Source organism: Pseudomonas sp. R3-41 (assembly GCF_054161485.1).
In genome coordinates, this window is record NZ_CP096421.1 from 4,102,990 (window position 1) to 4,124,017 (window position 21,028).

The window sequence follows — 21,028 nt, forward strand, 5'->3', positions numbered from 1 at the left end:
GTCTGGTGCCAGGGTCAGATGACTTTCTTCGATGGCACTGCCGTCGCCCAGCACATCCTGTTGGCCAAAGGGCAGGGTCGGCTCCTCGACGTCACCCAGCATCTCGCGGAAGAACCTCTCGTCAGCCTGGCGCTGGCCGGCCTGGCGGGTCCGAACGACATAGTCGCGGTAAGGCGCGGCGGGCTGCAATTGCCCGGCCTGCCCCATCAGGTAGGCTTGCATTTCACTCTGCACAACCGCCAGGGCCGCGTGGTCAAGGGCCATGTGATGGAACAGCAGCATGGCGGCCCAGCGCTGGTTGGCCGGGTCCTCGGCGACCACCAGCAGCAACAGCGGTGCCTGGCTGATGTCCAGGCGATAGTGACGAGGATCGAAGCGTGCCTGCAATTGCGCCATGACGTCGCCCTCGGCGAGGTCGGCGCTGATGTCCTTGACCCCCAGCCGGGCCTCGCGCCAGACCACCTGCACCGCCTCTTGCAACCCCTCGCGGACGATGGCGGTGCGCAGGATGTCGTGGCGGTCGATCACGCTTTGCAAGGCGTCGACAAAATCCGTCAGGCGCTCCTGCCGGGCGATGCTGAAGTGTGCCTGCAACACATAGGGATCGCCCTGGGTGGCGGTCAGGTGGTGATAAAGAATCCCCTCCTGCAACGGCGCCAGCGGGTAGATGTCCTGCACATTGGCCGCGCCGCCCGGCACGGTGGCCACGATGCGGTCGATGGCCGGCTGGTCGAGGGTCACCAGTGGCAGCATGTCCGGCGTGATCTGCCCACAGCCGACGGGGATGGCGTTGGCTGGGATGTCGACTTCGCCAGCCTTGCTGTCATCGTATTGCCCGGCCTGGATCAACTCGATCAGCGCGGCTTTGTGCTCACGCAGCAAGGCCAGCACCGCCGGCTCGCCCAGGGACTGTTTACGGCCGCGTACCACGAGCTGATCGCCCTTGACCGAAAGCTGTACGTCTTTTTCTTTTAGTGTCGCCAACAGTTCGATCACACTCACAGGACAATCTCCATTTTTTCTGTCGTTGCCGCGTATTCCGAGAGCGTGGGCTGCTCGAACAACGCCCGCACATCCGCTTCCATGCCTTCCTGGCGCATCCGCTCCATCAGGCTGACGGCGAGCAAGGAATGCCCGCCCAGTTCAAAGAAATGATCGTGACGGCCAACGCGTTCCACGTTGAGGACTTCAGCCCACAGTTGGGCCAGTGTGATTTCGGTTTCGCCGATGGGGGCTTCGTAGCCTCGGGTGATGAACGCCTCCAGGGCCGGTGCCGGCAGCACCTTGCGATTGAGCTTGCCGTTGGGTGTCAGCGGCATGGCGTCGAGGCGTACATAGGCCGCCGGCACCATGAAGGCCGGCAAGTGAGCTTGCAGGTAGGCACGCAGCGCCTCGATGTCCAGCACATCGTCTGACGGATATTGGGTGAAATAGGCCACCAGGCGTTTTTCCCCGGGTGCGTCTTCACGGGCCAGCACCGCGGCCTTCTTCACCGCCTCGTGCCGGGCGAGCCGGGCTTCGATCTCCCCCAGTTCTATACGGAAACCGCGGATCTTTACCTGATCGTCGTTACGCCCCAGGTACTGCAACGTGCCGTCAGGCAGCCAGCGACCGATGTCGCCAGTCTTGTACAGCCGCGCATCACTTTTGCCGTAGAACGGGTCGGCAATGAAGCGTTCGGCGCTGAGTTGCGGCAGGTTGAGGTAACCGCGGGCCACCCCCACGCCGCCGATGTGAATCTCGCCCGGAACGCCCACCGGCAACAATTGCCCGTGGCTGTCGAGCACATGCAATTGCATGTGGCGGATCGGCCGGCCGATGGGAATCGACTGATGGCGGTAGGTTTCCAGGTCGCTGTCCACCGTGTGCCAGGCGACGATGTCGCTGCACTCGGTCGGTCCGTAGCTGTTGATGATCGCGGGCCTTGGCAGTGGGAGTTTTTCCAGCATGGCGAGCTGGATCGGCTCGCCGCCCAACACCACTCGCTTCAGGCAGGCCAGGGCCTGCTGATGATCGGCGTCCACCAGCGCATGGAAGGCGCTGGGGGACATGCACAGGAGAGTGATGCCGGCCTCGACGATCTGGGCAACGATGGCGCCGGGGTTGAAGGGTTCTTCGGCCAGGTGCAGCGTGGCACCGACCATCAGCGGCGCCAGGATGTTTTTCTGGGTCAGGTCGAAGCTATAGGAGGACGCGAGCAACACCGCGTCGCCGGCATGGAACGTCACGTCGTAGAGGTACCAGTCCAACAGGTTGCGCAGGCCGCGATGCTCGACCATCACGCCCTTGGGCAGTCCGGTGGAGCCGGAGGTGTAGATCACGTAGGCCAGGTGGGCCGGGGTCAGGCCCGTGATATCCGGGGTGTGCTCCGGCTCGTCTTGCCATGGACCGCCATCCAGGTCGATCAATGGCACCTGGACGTTGGCCAACAGCCCTCGGGTGCCCGCCTGGACCAATACCGCAGCCGGCTCGCTGTCGGCCAGCATGTAGGCAAGGCGGTCCGCCGGGTAAGCCGGGTCCAGCGGCACATAACCGCCACCGGCCTTGAGGACCGCCAGCAGCCCGATCACCATCTCGGCACTGCGCCAGACGCAGATGGCCACGCGCGAATCCGGTTGCACACCTTGCTTGCGCAGATAATGCGCCAGCCGATTGGCTCGCGCATTCAACTGGCGATAGCTCAGCGGTTGTCCGCCGTCCAGCACCGCCACGGCGTCCGGTGTGCGTTGAACCTGGGCTTCGAAGAGGCCGAGGATAGTCTGCTCCCGCAGGTCATCGGTGTCGTCGGTATTGAACTCGGCCAGCAGTTTTTGCCGCTCGCCGGGTGGCAGTATCGACAGCTGATGCAGCGGAGCGTCAGGCGTCTGCTCAAGCATCCGGACCAGATTTTCCAGAGCCTGTCGAACATAGCCGCAAAGGCGCTGCGCACCAATGCGCGCAGGGGTCATAATGCTGAAGCTGAACGCCTCGCCCTGGTCGTCCACCGACAGCGTCAGCGGATAGTTTGTGCGTTCTTCGCCGCTGAGCAGCTGTATACCGTCCCAGGCCGACAGCGCCTCGCTTGAGTTCAGCGCGGCGGTGTGGCGATAGTTGAGCAAGGCACTGAACAATGGCGTTGGCGACTCCACACCGCTGCAGCGTTGCGCCAGCACCAGCGAGGCATGTTCGTGGCCGAGCAACGCGGTCAGGCGTGCATGGGTCGCTTTCACGCCGGCACCGACCGCGGTTTGCCCCACACTCACCCGCAACGGCAAGGTATTGATGAACATCCCCAATGCGCGGTCGGCGCCCTCGCCGCCTTGCATCCGGCCAACCAGCACGGTGCCGAACACCACGTCGTCCTTGCCCGACACCTTGCCCAGCACCTGAGCCCAGACCAAGTGATACAGGCTTGCCGTGCTCACGCCGAGCTGACGGGCCTGGGCCCGCAGCCGAAGGCTGAGCTCAGCATCGACGTCCTGGCGAACCTCCTCGATGCCGCTGCCATCGCCCTGCACATCCTGCAAGCCGAACGGCAGCGTCGGCTCGTCAATGTCGCCGAGCATGTCGCGGAAAAACTGTTCGTGGGCCTCACGACTCACCCCCAACCGGGCCTGGGCCACGTAGTTGCGGTACGGCACCGAGGCCGGCAAGCGTTGTGCCTGGCCCAGCATGTGCGCTTCGATCTCCGCCGACAGTGCCGCCAGCGACGTGGCGTCGTCCACCAAGTGATGGAACAGCAGCATGCCCACCCAACGCTGGTTCGCCGCATCTTGCGCATAAGCGACCCGCATCAGCGGTGCCTGGCGGATGTCCAGGCGATAGTGCCGGGGGTCGAAACACTCATGCAGCTGCGTGGCGATATCGCCGGCCGCCGGGTCCAGCGTCACCGCCTCGACTGCCAGCCGGGCTTCACGCCAGACCACCTGCATGGGCTCGGCCAGGCCTTCCCAGAGCACGCCCGTGCGCAAAATGTCATGGCGGGCGACAACGGATTGCAACGCCTGGGTGAAAGACTCCAGGCGTGTGAAGCTGTCGAACGCGAACATCATATATTGCAGATAGGGATCGCCTTTGGCCGCCGCGAGGTGATGGTAAAGAATTCCCTCCTGCAACGGCGCCAGTGCATAAATATCCTGCACGTTGGCCACGCCGCCCGGCACCTTCGAAACGATCCCATCGATTGCCCATTGGTCCAGCTCAGCCAATGGCAGCATGTCCGGGGTAATCCGCGTGCAGCCATCCGGGATGCCATTGGCCGGTACCACGACTTCCGAATACCCACCGACCGCAGCGGCCAGCGCCGCGAGCGTCGGCTGGCCGAACAGCACCCTCACGTCGGCGCTCAAACCAGCGTGACGCATGCGTTCGATCAGTTTCACCGCCAGCAGCGAGTGACCGCCCAGTTCGAAGAAGTTGTCGTGACGACCGACTTGCTCAAGGTCCAGCAAGTCTTGCCAGATCGCGGCGATGACGGTCTCGGCCTCGCCTTGCGGGGCTTCGTATTCGCGAGTCGCCACCGACGACTGATCCGGTACCGGCAGCGCCTTGCGGTCGAGCTTGCCGTTGGTGGTCAGCGGGAACGCGCCAAGGACCACGAACGCGCCCGGTACCATGTACTCCGCCAGCGACCCCAGCAATTGAGCACGCAGGTCGGCAGCCGATAGCGATGCACCGTTGGCAGCGATCACATAGGCCACCAGACGCTTGTCGCCCGGTTCGTCCTCGCGAGCGATGACCACCGCGTCGCTGACGCCCTCGCAGGCCGCCAGGGTCGCTTCGATCTCGCCCAGTTCGATACGGAAACCGCGGATCTTCACCTGGTCGTCGTTGCGGCCCAGGTACTCGACGCTGCCGTCCGCCAACCAGCGGCCGAGGTCGCCGGTCCGGTACAGGCGCGCGCCTTCGCACCCGCTGAAGGTGTCGTCGATAAAGCGTTCCCGGGTCAATTCGGGACGGTTCAGGTAACCCCGCGCCACGCCCGCCCCCCCCACATACATCTCACCCACCACCCCCACCGGTACCGGCTCGCGCCGGGCATCGAGCACGTACAGTTGCAGGTCGGGAATACGCTTGCCGATCGGACTGACACCCGCCAACTGCGCGTCGGCCGCTTCCAGGGGGCGATAGGTCACGTGCACCGTCGTTTCGGTGATGCCGTACATGTTCACCAGTTGCGTCCCGGCATTGGCTGCACGGCCGAACCAAGGCTTGAGCATCCCGGTTTCCAATGCTTCCCCGCCAAAGATCACCTGGCGCAGGCTGTGGCGCAGATCGCTCTCGCCTTGCGCGGCAATCAATTGGCGGAAAGCACTTGGCGTCTGGTTGAGGACAGTGACCCCGGCCTCGCACAACAGCGCATAGCACTCTTGCGGAGAACGGCTGACCAGTTGCGGCACCACCAGCAAGCGGCCACCATGGGTCAACGCGCCCCAGATTTCCCAGACCGAGAAATCGAACGCAAAGGAATGGAACAACGCCCAGACGTCTTGCGGACCAAAATCGAACCAGGGCTGGGTCGCCGAGAACAGCCGGGCGACGTTGCGGTGCTCGACCATCACGCCCTTGGGCAACCCGGTCGAACCCGAGGTGTAGATCACGTAGGCCAACTGCGACGACGTCAGGCCCGGCACTTGCGGGTTGACGGTGGACTGGCTGCGCAACGTCGGGCTATCGAGTTCGATCACCCGTACGGACTCTTCGGCCAGCAGCCCATGGGTGGCGGCATGCACCACGATGGCCACGGGGGAACTGTCCTCGAGCATGTAGGCGATACGTTCCGCCGGAGAAGCCGGATCCAGCGGTACGTAGCCAGCGCCCGCCTTCAAGATGCCCAACAGGCCGACAATCATGTCCAGGCCACGTTCGACACAGATCGCCACCCGGTCATCCGGGTTAACGCCCAGCGACAGCAGGCGATGGGCGAGTTGGTTGGCCTGGGCGTTGAGTTCGCCGTAGGTCAGTGCCTGATCCTCGAACACCACTGCCACCGCGTCGGGTTGCGTCGCGACCTGGGCCTCGAACTGGCGATGGATCAGCGCGTCATGGGCATACGTCGCTTCTGGCGCATTCCAGGTTTCCAGCAGTTGCGTGCGTTCGGCCGACGGCAGCACCGTGAGGTTGCGCACCGCCGTTTGCGGCGCATGTTCCAAGCTATCGACCAGGCGCTGCAGGGCCACCTGCACATAATCACAGATACGTTGCGCACCGACCCGGGACTCGACCTGCACCGTCAGGCTGAAGCCTTCACCCAGGTCATCGACGTTCAACGTCAGCGGATAGTTGGTGCGTTCCTCGCTGGACAATATTTGCATGCCGTTCCAGGCCGACAGGCCCTCATCGGTCACCTGCAATGAACTGTGACGGAAATTCAGCAACGCGCTGAACAGCGGCGCTGGCGAGGCCACGTCGCTGCAGCGTTGGGCCAAGGCGAGGGAAGCATGCTCATGCCCCAGCAGCCCGGTCAGGCGCGCGTGGGTGGTCTTCACCGCGTCCCGCACGCTTTGCCCATTCACCGGCACGCAGATCGGCAAGGTGTTGATGAACATGCCCAAGGCCCGGTCAGCACCCTCACCGCCCTGCATCCGCCCCATCAGCACCGTACCGAAGACCACGTTTTCCTGGCCCGAAGCCACTGCCAGGACCCTGGCCCAGGCCAGATGGATCAGGCTCGCGGCACCCACGCCCAGTTGGCGAGCCTGAGCCCGTAGACGCAGGCTCAGGTCCTCATCGACCGGCGCCGAGACTTCCTCGATGTCGCGCCCGTCGCCCTGGACCTGCGTCAAGCCGAATGGCAGCGTCGGCACATCGACGTCGCCAAGCATCTCGCGGAAGAACCCTTCGTGCTCCTGCGCGCCGACCCCCAGGCGCGCCTGGGCCACATAGTTGCGATACGGCACCGCGGCGCCCAACTGGTCGGCCTGTCCCAGCAAATAGGCCTGCATCTCGTGTCGCACCACCTCCAGCGCCGTGTGATCGAGCGCCATGTGGTGGAACAACAGGGTGGCCACCCAACGCTGGTTGACTGCATCTTGCGCAAAGCGGATGCACATCAGCGGCGCCTGGCGGATATCCAGGCGATGATGCCGGGCGTCAAAGCGCGCCTGCAGTTGGTGAGCGATGTCACCGTCTTCGGGCCGCAGACGCATTTGCTCGATACCCAGCACGGCCTCACGCCAGACCACTTGCACCGGCTCATCCAGTCCTTCCCAGGCCATGGACGTTCTCAGGATGTCGTGGCGGTCGATCACGCCTTGCAAGGCCTGGGTAAAATCATCGAGGCGCTCGCGACTGTCGAAAGCGAACTGCGTTTGCAGCACATAAGGATCGCCCTGTTCAGACGAGAGGTGATGGTAAAGGATGCCCTCCTGCAACGGTGCCAGCGGATAAATGTCCTGCACGTTGCGCACCCCACCCGGTACCGTCGACACGATCCGGTCGATGGTTTCCTGGTCCAGCGTGACCAATGGCAGCATGGCCGGGGTGATGTGTTCGCAGCACGAGGGAATCCGGTTCTGCGGAACACTTACCTCATGACCACCGCCGACGGCTGCCGCCAGCGCGGCCAGGGTGGGTTGACTGAACAACGCACGCACATCGGCACTCAATCCGGCCTGACGCATCCGCTCGATCAGCGTCACGGCCAACAGCGAATGCCCGCCCAGTTCGAAAAAGTGGTCATGACGCCCGACGCGTTCAACCTTGAGCAGCTCAGACCAGACTTGTGCCAGAGTGGTTTCGATTTCGCCTTGCGGCGCTTCGTAGCCACGGGTGATCAGCGCGTCGAGGTCTGGTGTCGGCAGGGCCTTGCGATCAAGTTTGCCGTTCGGTGTCAGCGGCAGTGCGTCGAGGCGAACATAGGCAGCGGGCACCATGTAGGCCGGTAACTGCGCTTGCAGATGCGTGCGCAGGGCTTCGATGTCGATTGGTGAATTCTGGGTGAAATAGGCGACCAGGCGCTTGTCACCCGGCACGTCTTCACGGGCCAGGACCACGGTTTCCTTGATGTTTGGCGCCTGGGCGAGCTTGGCTTCGATCTCCCCCAGTTCGATGCGGAAACCACGAATCTTGACCTGATCGTCGTTGCGGCCCAGGTATTCGATGTTGCCATCCGACAGGTACCGGCCCAAGTCGCCCGTCTTGTACATGCGGGCATTTGGCGTGGTGCTGAACGGGTCCCTGAGGAAACGTTCGGCGGTGAGGTCATCCCGATTGAGATACCCACGGGCTACGCCTGCCCCACCGATGTAGATCTCCCCCGGCACGCCCAGTGGTACCGGTTGTTTGTGTTCATCCAACAGATAGAACTGGGTGTTCGCCACCGGTTTGCCAATATGCGCGGCAAAGCCGTCTTCGCGGGCCATCGACACCCAACTCGAATACGTCGTGGTTTCCGAAGGGCCGTAGAGGTTGCACAGGCGCTTGACCTGGGTCTGCTCGAACAACGCTTCCACCAGGCTGCGCTTGAGCGCTTCACCGGCGACGTTCACCGTGTCGACGCCCTCGCCCAGCCCTCCGGATTCCAACAAGGCCTTGAGGGCAGACGGCACGGTGTTGATCAGGGTGATGTCGTGTTCGCCCTGTTGCAGTTCCAGCACATTAGTGACCACGTCGATGCAGCCGCCGGAGGTCAGCGGCGCGAAGCACTCGTAGACCGCCAGGTCGAAGTTCAGCGAAGTCGAGAACAGGGTTTTAGCCAAGGTCTGCGAATCGAACGAACGATGGGCCCAAGTCAGGAAGTTCACCGTGTTGCGGTGTTCGATCATCACGCCTTTAGGCAGGCCAGTCGAACCCGAGGTGTAGATGACATAGGCCAGGTGCGAGGACGTCAGCTCAGCGACCTCCGGATTCCGGGCGGACTCGTCCTGCCACAGCTCGCTGTCCAAATCGATCACTGGCATCGAAGCACCGGCCAATAACCCGACCGTTGCAGCCTGCGCCAACACCGCCGCCGGGGCACTGTCTTCCAGCATGTAGGCAATCCGATCCAGCGGATACGCCGGATCCAGCGGCACATAACCGCCGCCGGCCTTGAGAATTGCCAGCAAGCCAACAACCATGTCGATACCGCGCTCGACGCAGATCGCCACTCGCGAATCCGGTTGTACACCCTGCTTGCGCAGGTAATGGGCCAGGCGGTTAGCCCGCTCGTTCAACTCGTGATAAGTCAGGCGCTGCTCGCCGCGAATCACCGCCACCGCATCCGGCGTACGCTGCACCTGCGCCTCGAACAACCCATGGATCGTTTGCTGCCGCGGATAGTCGGCCTCGGTGGCGTTGAACGCCACCAGCAGTTGTTCGCGCTCCGCTGCCGGCACAATCGACAGCTCACGCAATGCCGAGTCAGGCGCCTGTTCCAACGCATCCGCCAGACTTTCCAACGCCGTGTGCATATAGGCGCACACCCGTTGCGCGCCGACCGGTGATGTCACCAACACAGACAAGGTAAAACCTTCGCCCAAGTCATCGACGTTCAATGTCAGCGGGTAGTTGGTGCGCTCTTCGCCACCAAGCCCCTCGATACCGGACCATGCGGCTTGATACTGCGCCGATGAGTCGGCCACAACGCTATGGCGGTAGTTCAACAGCCCACTGAATAGCGGCAGGGGAGCCTCCACGCCACTGCAGCGTTGTGCCAGCACCAGCGGTGCATGTTCATGCCCCAACAATGCGGTCAACCGTGCGTGGGTTGTTTTCACTCCCGTGCGTACCGTTTGCTCACCCACATCAACGCGCAGAGGCAAGGTGTTGATGAACATGCCCAGTGCCCGGTCAGCACCATCACCACCCTGCATCCGGCCCATCAGTACCGTGCCGAACACCACGTCCTGCTTGCCGGACACCTTGCCCAACACCTGCGCCCAGGCCAGGTGCACCAGGCTCGCGGCACTCACGCCGAGCTGACGCGCCAGGGCTCGCAGACGCAAGCTCAACGCCGCATCCAACGGTTGCGAGGCGTGTTCGATATCCCGTCCATCGCCCTGCACATCCTGCAAACCGAACGGCAGTGTTGGCTCATCCATGTCGCCAAGCATCTCGCGGAAAAACGCTTCGTGCGCCTGTTGGCCCGCTCCCAACCGGGCCTGGGCCACGTAGTTGCGATACGGCACCGCGGCACCCAATTGATCCGCCTCACCCAGCAGGTGTGCCTGCATTTCGTGCTGCACCACCTCCATGGCGGTGTGATCCAGCGCCATATGGTGAAACAACAGCACCGCCACCCAGCGCTGGTTGGACGCATCTTCGGCGAAGGCCAGCCGCATCATCGGCGCCTGAGTGATATCCAGGCGGTAATGCCGCGGGTCGAAACGGCTCTGCAACCAGGCGGCGACATCGCCTGCGGCGCCGTCAAGGGCGACCTCCTCCAGGTGCAGTTTCGCCTCGCGCCACACCACTTGTATCGGCGAGTCGAAGCCTTGCCACACCACGCTGGTGCGCAAGATGTCATGCCGGTCGATGACGTGTTGCAAGGCGTCCACGAACGCCGTCAGCCGCTCTCGACTCTGCAACTCGAACGACGCCTGCAAGACATAGGGATCGCCCTGCCCGGCGACCAAGTGATGATAGAGAATGCCTTCCTGCAATGGCGCCAGCGGATAGATGTCCTGCACGTTGCCAACGCCGCCCGGTACCGTTGCCACGATCCGGTCAATCGCCTCCTGATCGAGATCCATCAATGGCAACATGGCCGGGGTGATCCGTGCGCAGCCCGCGACAATCAGGTTCGCCGGGACGTGCACCTCGCTCCCGCCGCCCACCGCCGCGGCCAGCGCCGCGAGGGTCGGCTGGCTGAACAGCACCCGCACATCGGCGCTCAAGCCGAGCTGACGCATCTTCTCGATCAGCTTGACCGCCAACAGCGAATGGCCGCCCAGTTCGAAGAAGTGATCGTGGCGACCGACCCGCTCCACATCGAGCAGCTCCGCCCACAGCAACGCCAGCGTCGCTTCGACTTCGCCTTGCGGGGCTTCATAGTCGCGGGTAACGAGCGCATGCACATCCGGTGCAGGCAGTACCTTGCGATCCACTTTGCCGTTCGCGGTCAACGGCAATACATCAAGGCGCACATAAGCCGCCGGGACCATGTAGTCCGGCAACTGCGCTTGCAGATGCGCGCGCAGGGCCTGGATATCCGTAGCCTCGCTCTGCTCGCGCAGCGTGAAGTATGCCACCAGGGTCTTCTCGCCCGGGACGTCTTCGCGCACCAGGACCACAGCATCCTTGACGTCGTCATGCTTGGCGAGCCTGGCTTCGATTTCGCCCGGCTCGATGCGGAAACCACGGATCTTCACCTGGTCGTCGTTACGCCCCAGGTACTCGACCGTACCCTCCGGCAACCAGCGCGCCAGGTCGCCGGTGCGGTACAGCAAGGCATCCGGATCGGCACTGAACGGATCGGCGACGAACTTCTCAACGGTCAGTTCGGGGCGGTTCAGATAACCTTTTGCGATGCCATCGCCACCAATGTACAACTCGCCCGCCACGCCGATGGGCACTGGCTGCTGGTATGCATCCAATATGTAGACCCGGGTGTTGCCGAGCGGCCGACCGATCGGGATGCTGCCCGCGCCCACGGTCTTGATTTCGTGGGTGGTGGAGAACGTCGTGGCTTCCGTCGGGCCGTAGCCATTGAGCAGATGAGCCGGTGCCCCTTCTTTCAGGACATGATCGATGACCGCCGGGTCGAGTACATCGCCACCTACGATCAGATAGCGCAATTCCCGGAAAACATCCGTCAGTCCCGAAGCGTATTGATGGAACAGACCGGCCGTCATCCACAACACGCTGACCGACTGCTCGGCCAATAGCGCGGCAAAACGTTCCTGGGACAGCAACACCTCCTGCTCGACCACCACCACGCAACCGCCGTTGAGCAACGGCGCCCAGACATCCAGGGTACTGGCGTCGAAGGCCGGGTTGGAGGCGAAGGCGACCCGGTCCCGGGCGTTGAAATCGGCATAGCCGTTGTTGATCACCAACCGATTGATCGCCCGGTGTGGCACCAGCACGCCTTTCGGCGTGCCGGTGGAGCCAGAGGTGTACATGATGTAGGCCGGCATTTCGCTCGACTGTGGCAGTTGCGGGTCATGGGCTGGCAGGCTGTCGAGGGCGACCCTGTCCAAGTCCACACGCCGAGTGCCAGGCTCCAGCGCTTTGCCACTGACGGTCAGTACCACGCCCGCGCCGCTGTCGCGCACCATAAACTGCTGACGTTCCGTTGGCGCGTTGATGTCCAGTGGCACATAGACCGCCGCGCACTTGAGGACAGCCAACTGGCTGACCAGCAGGTCAAGCGAACGCTCCAACAGGATCGCCACATGCTGACCCGGTTGTACGCCCAGTTCGATCAAATGATGAGCCAGGCGGTTCGCCCTGGCATTGAGTTCGCGGTAAGTCAGGCCTTGCGCGCCCTGTACCGCGGCCGTGGCATCTGGACGGGCGAGGACCTGCGCCTGGAACACGGCGTGAACGGTGCTATCGCGCGGATAGTCGCAAGTGGTCGTGTTGAAGCCTGTCAGCAGTTGCTGGCGCTCGGCTGACGACAATATATCCAGACTGTACAGTGGTGATGCGTAGCTGGATTCCAATGCCGTGGCAAGGCTTTGCAGCGCGGCATTCATGTAGTCGCAGACCCGCCCGGCGCCAACGCCGGCGACGGCAAGAACGGTCAGGGCGAAATCTTCACCCAAATCGTCTACCGACAGCGTCAGCGGGTAATTGGTGCGCTCTTCGCTGCCCAGGGTCTCGATGCCCTGCCAAGCCGACAGGGCATCTTCCGCACCGGGCTGTTCGCTGGAGTGACGGTAGTTCAACAAGGCACTGAACAAGGGTGTGGGTGCACTGACCGCGCTGCAGCGCTGGGCCAATGCCAACGAGGCATGCTCATGCCCCAGCAAAGCGCTCAATCGCCCGTGGACCGCCTTCAAGCCGGCCTTGACGTCCCGGTCATCGACAGCGACGCGCAGCGGCAAGGTGTTGATGAACATGCCCAAGGCATGGTCGGCACCTTCGCCGCCCTGCATCCGGCCCATCAGCACCGTACCAAACACCACATCGTTCTTACCCGAGACACGCCCCAACACCTGAGCCCAAGCCAAATGGTGCAAGCTGGCAGCGCCCACGCCCGACTGACGCGCCAGGCGACGCAGGCGACGGCTCAGACCGCTGTCGAGAACCAGCCTGGCTTCCTCGATATCAGAGCCATCACCCTGGACATCCTGCAAGCCGAACGGCAGCGTCGGCTCGTCGATGTCACCGAGCATATCGCGGAAAAACGCCTCGTGCTCTTCACGGCTGACGCCCAGGCAGGCTTGGGCCACATAGTTGCGATACGGCACCGCCTCGCCCAACTGATCGGCCTGGCCCAGCAGGTTCGCCTGCATTTCGTTTCGCACCACTTCCAGCGCCGTGTGATCGAGGGCCATGTGGTGAAACAGCAGCATCGCGACCCAGCGCTGGTTGGGTTTGTCCTCTGCAAATGCCAGACGGATCAGCGGCGCCTGGGTAATGTCCAGGGCATAGCGCCTGGCGTCAAAACGGCTATGTAGCTGCTGAATGATATCCCCGGCTTGCGGATCCAGGACGAGTTCCTCCAGCCCCAGCCGGGCTTCACGCCAGACCACTTGCAGAGGCGCGTCGAGGCCTTGCCACAGCATGGCGGTACGCAGGATGTCATGGCGGTCGATGACACCTTGCAGGGCCTGGACGAAATCGTCGAGACGCTGCCTGCCCTGCAAGGCAAACCGAGCCTGCAACACATAGGGATCGCCCTGTTCGGCTGAAAGGTGGTGATAGAGGATGCCTTCCTGCGACGGTGCCAGCGGATAGATATCCTGCACATTGCGCACACCACCCGGTACCGTCGACACGATGCGGTCGATGGTTTCCTGGTCAAGGATAACCAGTGGCAGCATATCGGGGGTGATCGTCGCGCAGTCGCGCGGGATCCGGTTGGCCGGCACGACGACTTCGCGGCCCCTGCCCACTGCTGCGGCCAACGCCGCGAGGGTGGGTTGGCCGAATAGTACGCGCACGTCGGCGCTCAGCCCGGCCTGGCGCATCCGCTCGATCAGGCTGACGGCCAGTAGGGAATGCCCGCCCAGTTCGAAGAAATGGTCGTGGCGACCGACTTGCTCCAGGCCCAGCAGGTCCTGCCAGATTTGCGCCAGGACGGTTTCGGTTTCGCCTTGCGGGGCTTCGTAGCCTCGGGAGATGACGGCATCGAGGTCCGGTGCCGGCAGGACCTTGCGGTCGAGTTTGCCGTTCGGTGTCAGGGGCAGTGCGTCCAGTCGGACGTAGGCCATGGGTACCATGTAGTCAGGCAGTTGTGTTTGCAGGTGCGTGCGCAGGGTTTCGATGTCGACGGCTTCGTCCGGCGACTGTTGGGTGAAATAGGCCACCAGGCGCTTGTCGCCCGGTATGTCTTCGCGGGCCAGGACTACGGTTTCTTTCAGCGCTTCGTGGCGGGCGAGCTTGGCTTCGATCTCCCCCAACTCGATGCGGAAACCACGGATCTTCACTTGGTCGTCGTTGCGGCCCAGGTATTCGATGTTGCCGTCCGGCAGGTAGCGACCCAAGTCGCCAGTGCGATACATGCGGGCGTTTGGAGCCGTGCTGAACGGGTCTTTCAGGAAACGCTCGGCCGTGAGGTCGTCACGATTGAGATAACCGCGAGCGACCCCAGCGCCACCGATGTAGATTTCCCCCAGTACGCCCAATGGCACCGGTTGTTTGTGTTCATCCAGCAGATAGAACTGGGTGTTCGCCACCGGTTTGCCGATGTGCGCGGCAAAGCCGTCTTCGCGGGCCATCGACACCCAACTCGAATACGTCGTGGTCTCCGACGGGCCGTAGAGGTTGCACAGGCGCTTGACCTGGGTCTGCTCGAACAACGTTTCCACCAGGCTGCGCTTCAAGGCTTCACCGGCCACGTTCACCGTGTCGACGCCCTCGCCCAATCCGCCCGATTCCAGCAGCGCCTTGAGCGCCGAGGGCACGGTATTGACTAGGGTAATGTCGTGCTCGCCCTGTTGCAGTTCCAGCACATTAGTGACCACGTCGATGCTGCCGCCGGAGGTCAGCGGCGCGAAGCACTCATAGACGGCCAGGTCGAAGTTCAGCGAGGTCGAGAACAAGGTTTTCGACAATATCTTTGAGTCGAACGAACGATGGGCCCAAGTGAGGAAGTTCACCGTGTTGCGGTGTTCGATCATCACGCCCTTGGGCAGGCCGGTCGAACCCGAGGTGTAGATGACATAGGCCAGGTGCGAGGAGGTCAGCTCGGCAACCTCCGGATTCCGGACGGACTCGTCCTGCCACAGCTCGCTGTCCAAATCGATCACTGGCATCGAAGCACCGGCCAACAACCCGACCGTTGCAGCCTGCGCCAACACCGCTGCTGGCGCACTGTCTTCCAACATGTAGGCAATCCGATCCAACGGATACGCCGGGTCCAGCGGCACATAACCACCACCGGCCTTGAGGATCGCCAACAGCCCCACGACCATGTCGATACCGCGCTCGACGCAGATCGCCACTCGCGAATCCGGTTGTACACCCTGCTTGCGCAGGTAATGGGCCAGGCGGTTAGCCCGCTCGTTCAACTCGCGATAAGTCAGGCGCTGCTCGCCGCGAATCACCGCCACCGCATCCGGCGTACGCTGCACCTGCGCCTCGAACAACCCATGAATCGTCTGTTCCAGCGGGTAATCCGACTGCGTGACGTTGAACGCCACCAGTAGTTGCTCATACTCCGAAGCGGGCAGGATCGACAGCCGATGCAGCGGCGCCTCCGGCGTCTGCTCCAACATCTGGATCAGCCCCTCCAGCGTTCGCTGCACGTAACCACAAAGGCGCTGGGCGCCGATCCGTGCCGGGGTCATGACGGTGAAGCTGAATGCTTCGCCCAGGTCATCCACCGACAATGTCAACGGGTAGTTGGTCCGCTCTTCGCCACCGAGCACCTGGATACCGTTCCAGGCCGACAATGCCTCGGTCGAGGTCGTCGAGCCAATGTGGCGATAGTTGAGCAAGGCACTGAACAACGGCGTCGGCGCCTCCACGCCACTGCAGCGTTGCGCCAGCACCAACGAGGCGTGCTCGTGGCCCAGCAACTCAGTCAGCCGTGCATGGGTTGCTTTCACAGCGGCATGAACACTGGTTTGTCCCAGGCTCACTCGCAACGGCAAGGTATTGATGAACATCCCCAGCGCACGGTCGGCCCCCTCGCCGCCCTGCATCCGGCCCATGAGCACCGTGCCGAACACCACGTCTTCGCGACCGGCTACCTGACCCAGCACCTGCGCCCAGACCAGGTGGTACAGGCTCGCCGCGCTCACACCGAGTTGACGCGCCTGGGCCCGCAACCGGCGACTCAGGTCCACCTCGACGTCCTGGCGGACCTCCTCGATGCCGCTACCATCGCCTTGCACATCCTGCAAGCCGAACGGCAGCGTCGGCTCGTCAATGTCGCCGAGCATGTCGCGGAAAAACTGTTCGTGAGCCTCACGACTCACCCCCAACCGGGCCTGGGCCACGTAGTTGCGGTACGGCACCGAGGCCGGCAAGCGTTGCGCCTGACCGAGCATGTGCGCCTCGATTTCGGCCGACAGCACCGCCAGCGACGTGGCATCGTCCACCAGGTGGTGGAACAGCAGGATGCCCACCCAACGCTGGTTCACCGTGTCTTGCGTATAAGCGACCCGCATCAACGGTGCCTGACGGATGTCCAGGCGATAGTGCCGGGGGTCGAAACACTCATGCAGTTGCGTGGCGATATCGCCGGCCACCGGGTCCAGCACGACCGACTCAACCGCCAACCGGGCATCACGCCAGACCACCTGAACGGGTTCGGCCAGGCCTTCCCAGAGCACGCCCGTGCGCAGAATATCGTGACGGGCGATGACAGCCTGCAACGCCTGGGTGAAATCGTCCAGACGGCTGAAGCTGTCGAAGGCGAACATCACATACTGCAGGTAGGGGTCGCCCTGGGCAGCGGCGAGGTGATGGTACAAAATCCCTTCTTGAAGAGGCGCCAGGGCGTAGATGTCCTGAACGTTCGCCGCGCCACCGGGCACTGTCGCGACAATGTGCTCAATCTCATCCTGAGACAGCTCGGCCAGCGGCAACATGCCCGGGGTAATCCGTGTGCAGCCATCCGGGATGCCATTGGCCGGTACCACGACTTCGGTGTGCCCGCCGACCGAAGCAGCCAGCGCGGCCAGCGTTGGCTGACTGAACAGCACCCGCACGTCAGCACTCAAGCCAGCGTGGCGCATGCGCTCGATCATTTTTACGGCCAACAGCGAGTGGCCGCCCAGCTCGAAAAAGTTGTCGTGACGACCGATTCGTTCCAGGTCCAGCAGGTCTTGCCAGATCGCGGCGATGACGGTCTCGGCCTCGCCTTGCGGGGCTTCGTATTCGCGAGTCGCTACCGACGACTGATCCGGTGCCGGCAGCGCCTTGCGGTCGAGCTTGCCGTTGGTGGTCAGCGGGAACGAGGCCAATGTCACGAAGGCGCTCGGTACCATGTATTCCGCGAGCGAACCCAACAATTCAGTGCGCAGCTTGGCGGCCGACAGTTGCACGTCTTCGTTGGCAATCACGTAAGCGACCAGACGCTTGTCGCCCGGCTCGTCTTCACGGGCAATCACCACCGCCTCGCTGACCCCCTCGCAAGCCGCCAACGCCGCTTCGATCTCGCCCAACTCGATACGGAAACCACGAATCTTCATCTGGTCGTCATTGCGGCCCAGGTATTCGATGCTGCCGTCCGCCAGCCAGCGCCCCAGGTCACCGGTCTTGTACATCCGCGCGTTCGGCTCGGCGCTGAACGGGTTGGCGAGGAAACGCTCGGCAGTCAGTTCGTCACGGTTCAAGTAGCCGCGACTGACACCCGCGCCGCCCACATACATTTCGCCGACCACGCCCACCGGTACCGGCTCGCGCTGGGCGTCGAGGACGTACAGTTGCAGGTCGGGAATGCGCTTGCCGATCGGGCTGACACCGGCCAACTGCGCGTCGGCCGCTTCGAGCGGACGGTACGTCACGTGCACCGTCGTTTCGGTGATGCCGTACATATTGACCAGTTGCGTCCGGGCATTGCCCTCGCGGGCATACCACGGCTTGAGGATGCCGGTTTCCAGGGCTTCGCCACCGAAGATCACCTGGCGCAGGCTGTGCTGCAGGTCGCTTTCACCCTGGGCCGCGATCAACTGGCGGAAGGCGCTCGGCGTCTGGTTGAGAACGCTCACCCCTGCTTCGCACAACAAGGCATAGCAGTCTTGCGGTGAACGGCTGACCAGTTGCGGCACCACCAGCAAGCGGCCGCCATGGGTCAATGCGCCCCAGATTTCCCAGACCGAGAAATCGAAGGCGAAGGAATGGAACAGCGCCCACACATCCTGCGGGCCAAACTCGAACCATGGCTGGGTCGCGGAAAACAGCCGTGCGACGTTGCGGTGCTCGACCATCACGCCCTTGGGCAATCCGGTGGAGCCGGAGGTGTAGATCACGTAGGCCAGGTGCGACGAAGTCAGGCCTGGTACTTGAGGATTGGCCACGGCCTGGCTGTGTAGCGTCGGGCTGTCGAGGTCGATGACGCGCACCGCCTCCTCGGCCAGCAGGTCCCGGGTTGCGGCGTGTACCACGATTGCCACGGGAGCGCTGTCCTCGAGCATGTAGGCGATGCGTTCGGCCGGATAGGCCGGGTCCAACGGCACATACCCTGCACCGGCCTTGAGGATGCCCAGCAGGCCAACGATCATGTCCAGGCCACGTTCGACGCAAATCGCCACCCGGTCATCCGGGCGAATACCCAGGGACAACAGACGATGGGCGACCTGGTTCGCTCGAGCGTTGAGTTCGCCGTAGGTCAGCGTCCGATCTTCGAATGTCACTGCCACCGCGTCAGGCTGCGCCGAGGCCTTGGCCTCGAACTGCCCATGAATCAAGGCGTCATGGGCATACACCGCCTCCGTCTCATTCCAGCTTTCAAGTAATTGCTCGCGTTCGACCGACGGCAATATTGCCAGGCTGTGCAATGGCGCCTGCGGCGCATGCTCCAACGCATCAACCAGGTTTTCCAACGCCACCTGCAGATAGCCACAGACGCGTTGCGCACCGATCCGGGGCTCGACTTGCGCCGTCAGGCTGAAATCTTCCCCCAGGTCATCGACGCTCATCGTCAGCGGATAATTGGTGCGTTCTTCGCCGCCCAGGGTCTCGATCCCTTGCCAGGCTGACGACGCTTGCAACGCAATGGGCTCGGCGACCGAATGGCGGTAGTTGAGCAACGCACTGAACAGCGGCGTCGGTGCCATGACGCCACTGCAACGCTGGGCCAACGCCAGGGAGGCGTGTTCATGGCCCAACAGGCCGGACAGCCGTGCGTGGGTCGCCAGGACACCGTCGCGCACGCTTTGCCCACCGACCTGCACGCCAATCGGCAAGGTGTTGATGAACATCCCCAAGGCCCGGTCGGCGCCTTCGCCGCCCTGCATTCGTCCCATCAGCACCGTGCCAAACACCACCTCGTCGCGCCCCGAGACCCGGCCCAATACCTGGGCCCAGGCCAAGTGATGCAAGGCCGCCGCGCTCACCCCCAGGCGGCGGGCCTGGGTGCGCAGGCGTCGGCTCAAATCAGTCGCGAGACCCTGCCGGGCTTCCTCGACATGGCTGCCATCGCCGCGTACATCCTGCAGGCCGAACGGCAGCGTCGGCTCGTCGATGGCACCGAGCATGTCGCGGAAAAAAGCCTCGTGCGCTTCACGGCTCACGCCCAGGCAGGCCTGGGCCACGTAGTTGCGATACGGCACCGCCTCGCCCAACTGGCCGGCCTGGCCCAGCAGGTGCGCCTGCATCTCGTGTCGCACCACGTCCAGCGCCGTATGGTCCAGCGCCATGTGGTGGAACAGCAAGCTCGCCACCCAACGCTGGTTGAGCACATCCTCGGCAAACCGGATGCACATCAACGGCGCCTCACGGATATCCAGGCGATGCTGGCTGGCGTCAAAACGCGCCTTCAATTGACCGGCGATGTCGCCACCCCCGGTACCGAGGAGCACTTGCTCCACGCCCAGCGATGCCTTGCGCCAGACCACCTGCACTGGCGCGTCCAGGCCTTCCCAGGCCATGGCGGTGCGCAGGATGTCATGGCGGTCGATCACCCCCTGCAGGGCCTGGGTGAAAGCGTCGAGGCGGTCACGACTGTCAAAGGCAAACTGTGCCTGCAAGACATAGGGATCGCCCTGCCCGGCCGACAGGTGATGGTAGAGAATGCCCTCCTGCAATGGCGCCAACGGATAAATATCCTGCACATTGCGCGCACCACCCGGTACGGCCGCCACGATGCGGTCGATGGCCTCCTGGCTCAACGCGGCCAGCGGCAGCATCGCCGGAGTAATGTGGGTGCAACCCAGTGGAATCAGGTTGGCCGGGACGTCGACTTCATCACCGTCATCACCCACCGCGGCGGCCAGCGCAGCCAGGGTCGGTTGATTGAACAGCACGCGCACGTCGGCGCTCAGCCCGGCCTGGCGCATCCGCTCGATCAGGCTGACGGCCAGTAGCGAATGCCCGCCCAGTTCGAAGAAATGGTCGTGGCGACCGACTTGCTCCAGGCCCAGCAGGTCCTGCCAGATTTGCGCCAGGACGGTTTCGGTTTCGCCTTGTGGGGCTTCGTAGCCTCGGGAGATGACGGCATCGAGGTCCGGTGCCGGCAGGACCTTGCGGTCGAGTTTGCCGTTCGGTGTCAGGGGCAGTGCGTCCAGTCGGACGTAGGCCATGGGTACCATGTAGTCAGGCAGTTGTGTTTGCAGGTGAGCGCGCAGGGTTTCGATGTCGACGGCTTCGTCCGGCGAGTGTTGGGTGAAATAGGCCACCAGGCGCTTGTCGCCCGGTATGTCTTCGCGGGCCAGGACCACGGTTTCTTTAAGCGCTTCGTGGCGGGCGAGCTTGGCTTCAATCTCGCCCAACTCGATGCGGAAACCACGGATCTTGACCTGATCGTCGTTGCGGCCCAGGTATTCGATGTTGCCGTCCGGCAGGTAGC

The 21,028-nt window shown here is 63.4% G+C and carries 2 protein-coding genes (both running past the window's edge); both read right to left on the reverse strand.

What is annotated here, in order from left to right; genetic code table 11:
- A protein-coding gene (locus M1D99_RS17775) for an amino acid adenylation domain-containing protein (protein ID WP_458130528.1) crosses the window boundary here: on the reverse strand, nucleotides 1-1,002 show its beginning. It extends 12,174 nt beyond the left edge of the window; 1,002 of the gene's 13,176 nt are visible here — the first part of the coding sequence; it begins with the start codon at nucleotides 1,000-1,002; its stop codon lies beyond the left edge, outside the window.
- Nucleotides 999-21,028 carry the 3' portion of a non-ribosomal peptide synthase/polyketide synthase gene (locus M1D99_RS17780; protein WP_458130529.1) on the reverse strand. The gene runs 9,091 nt beyond the window's last position, so the window shows 20,030 of its 29,121 coding nt (coding positions 9,092-29,121); its start codon lies off the right edge, out of view; it ends in the stop codon at nucleotides 999-1,001. The genes M1D99_RS17775 and M1D99_RS17780 overlap by 4 nt, the downstream gene beginning before the upstream one ends.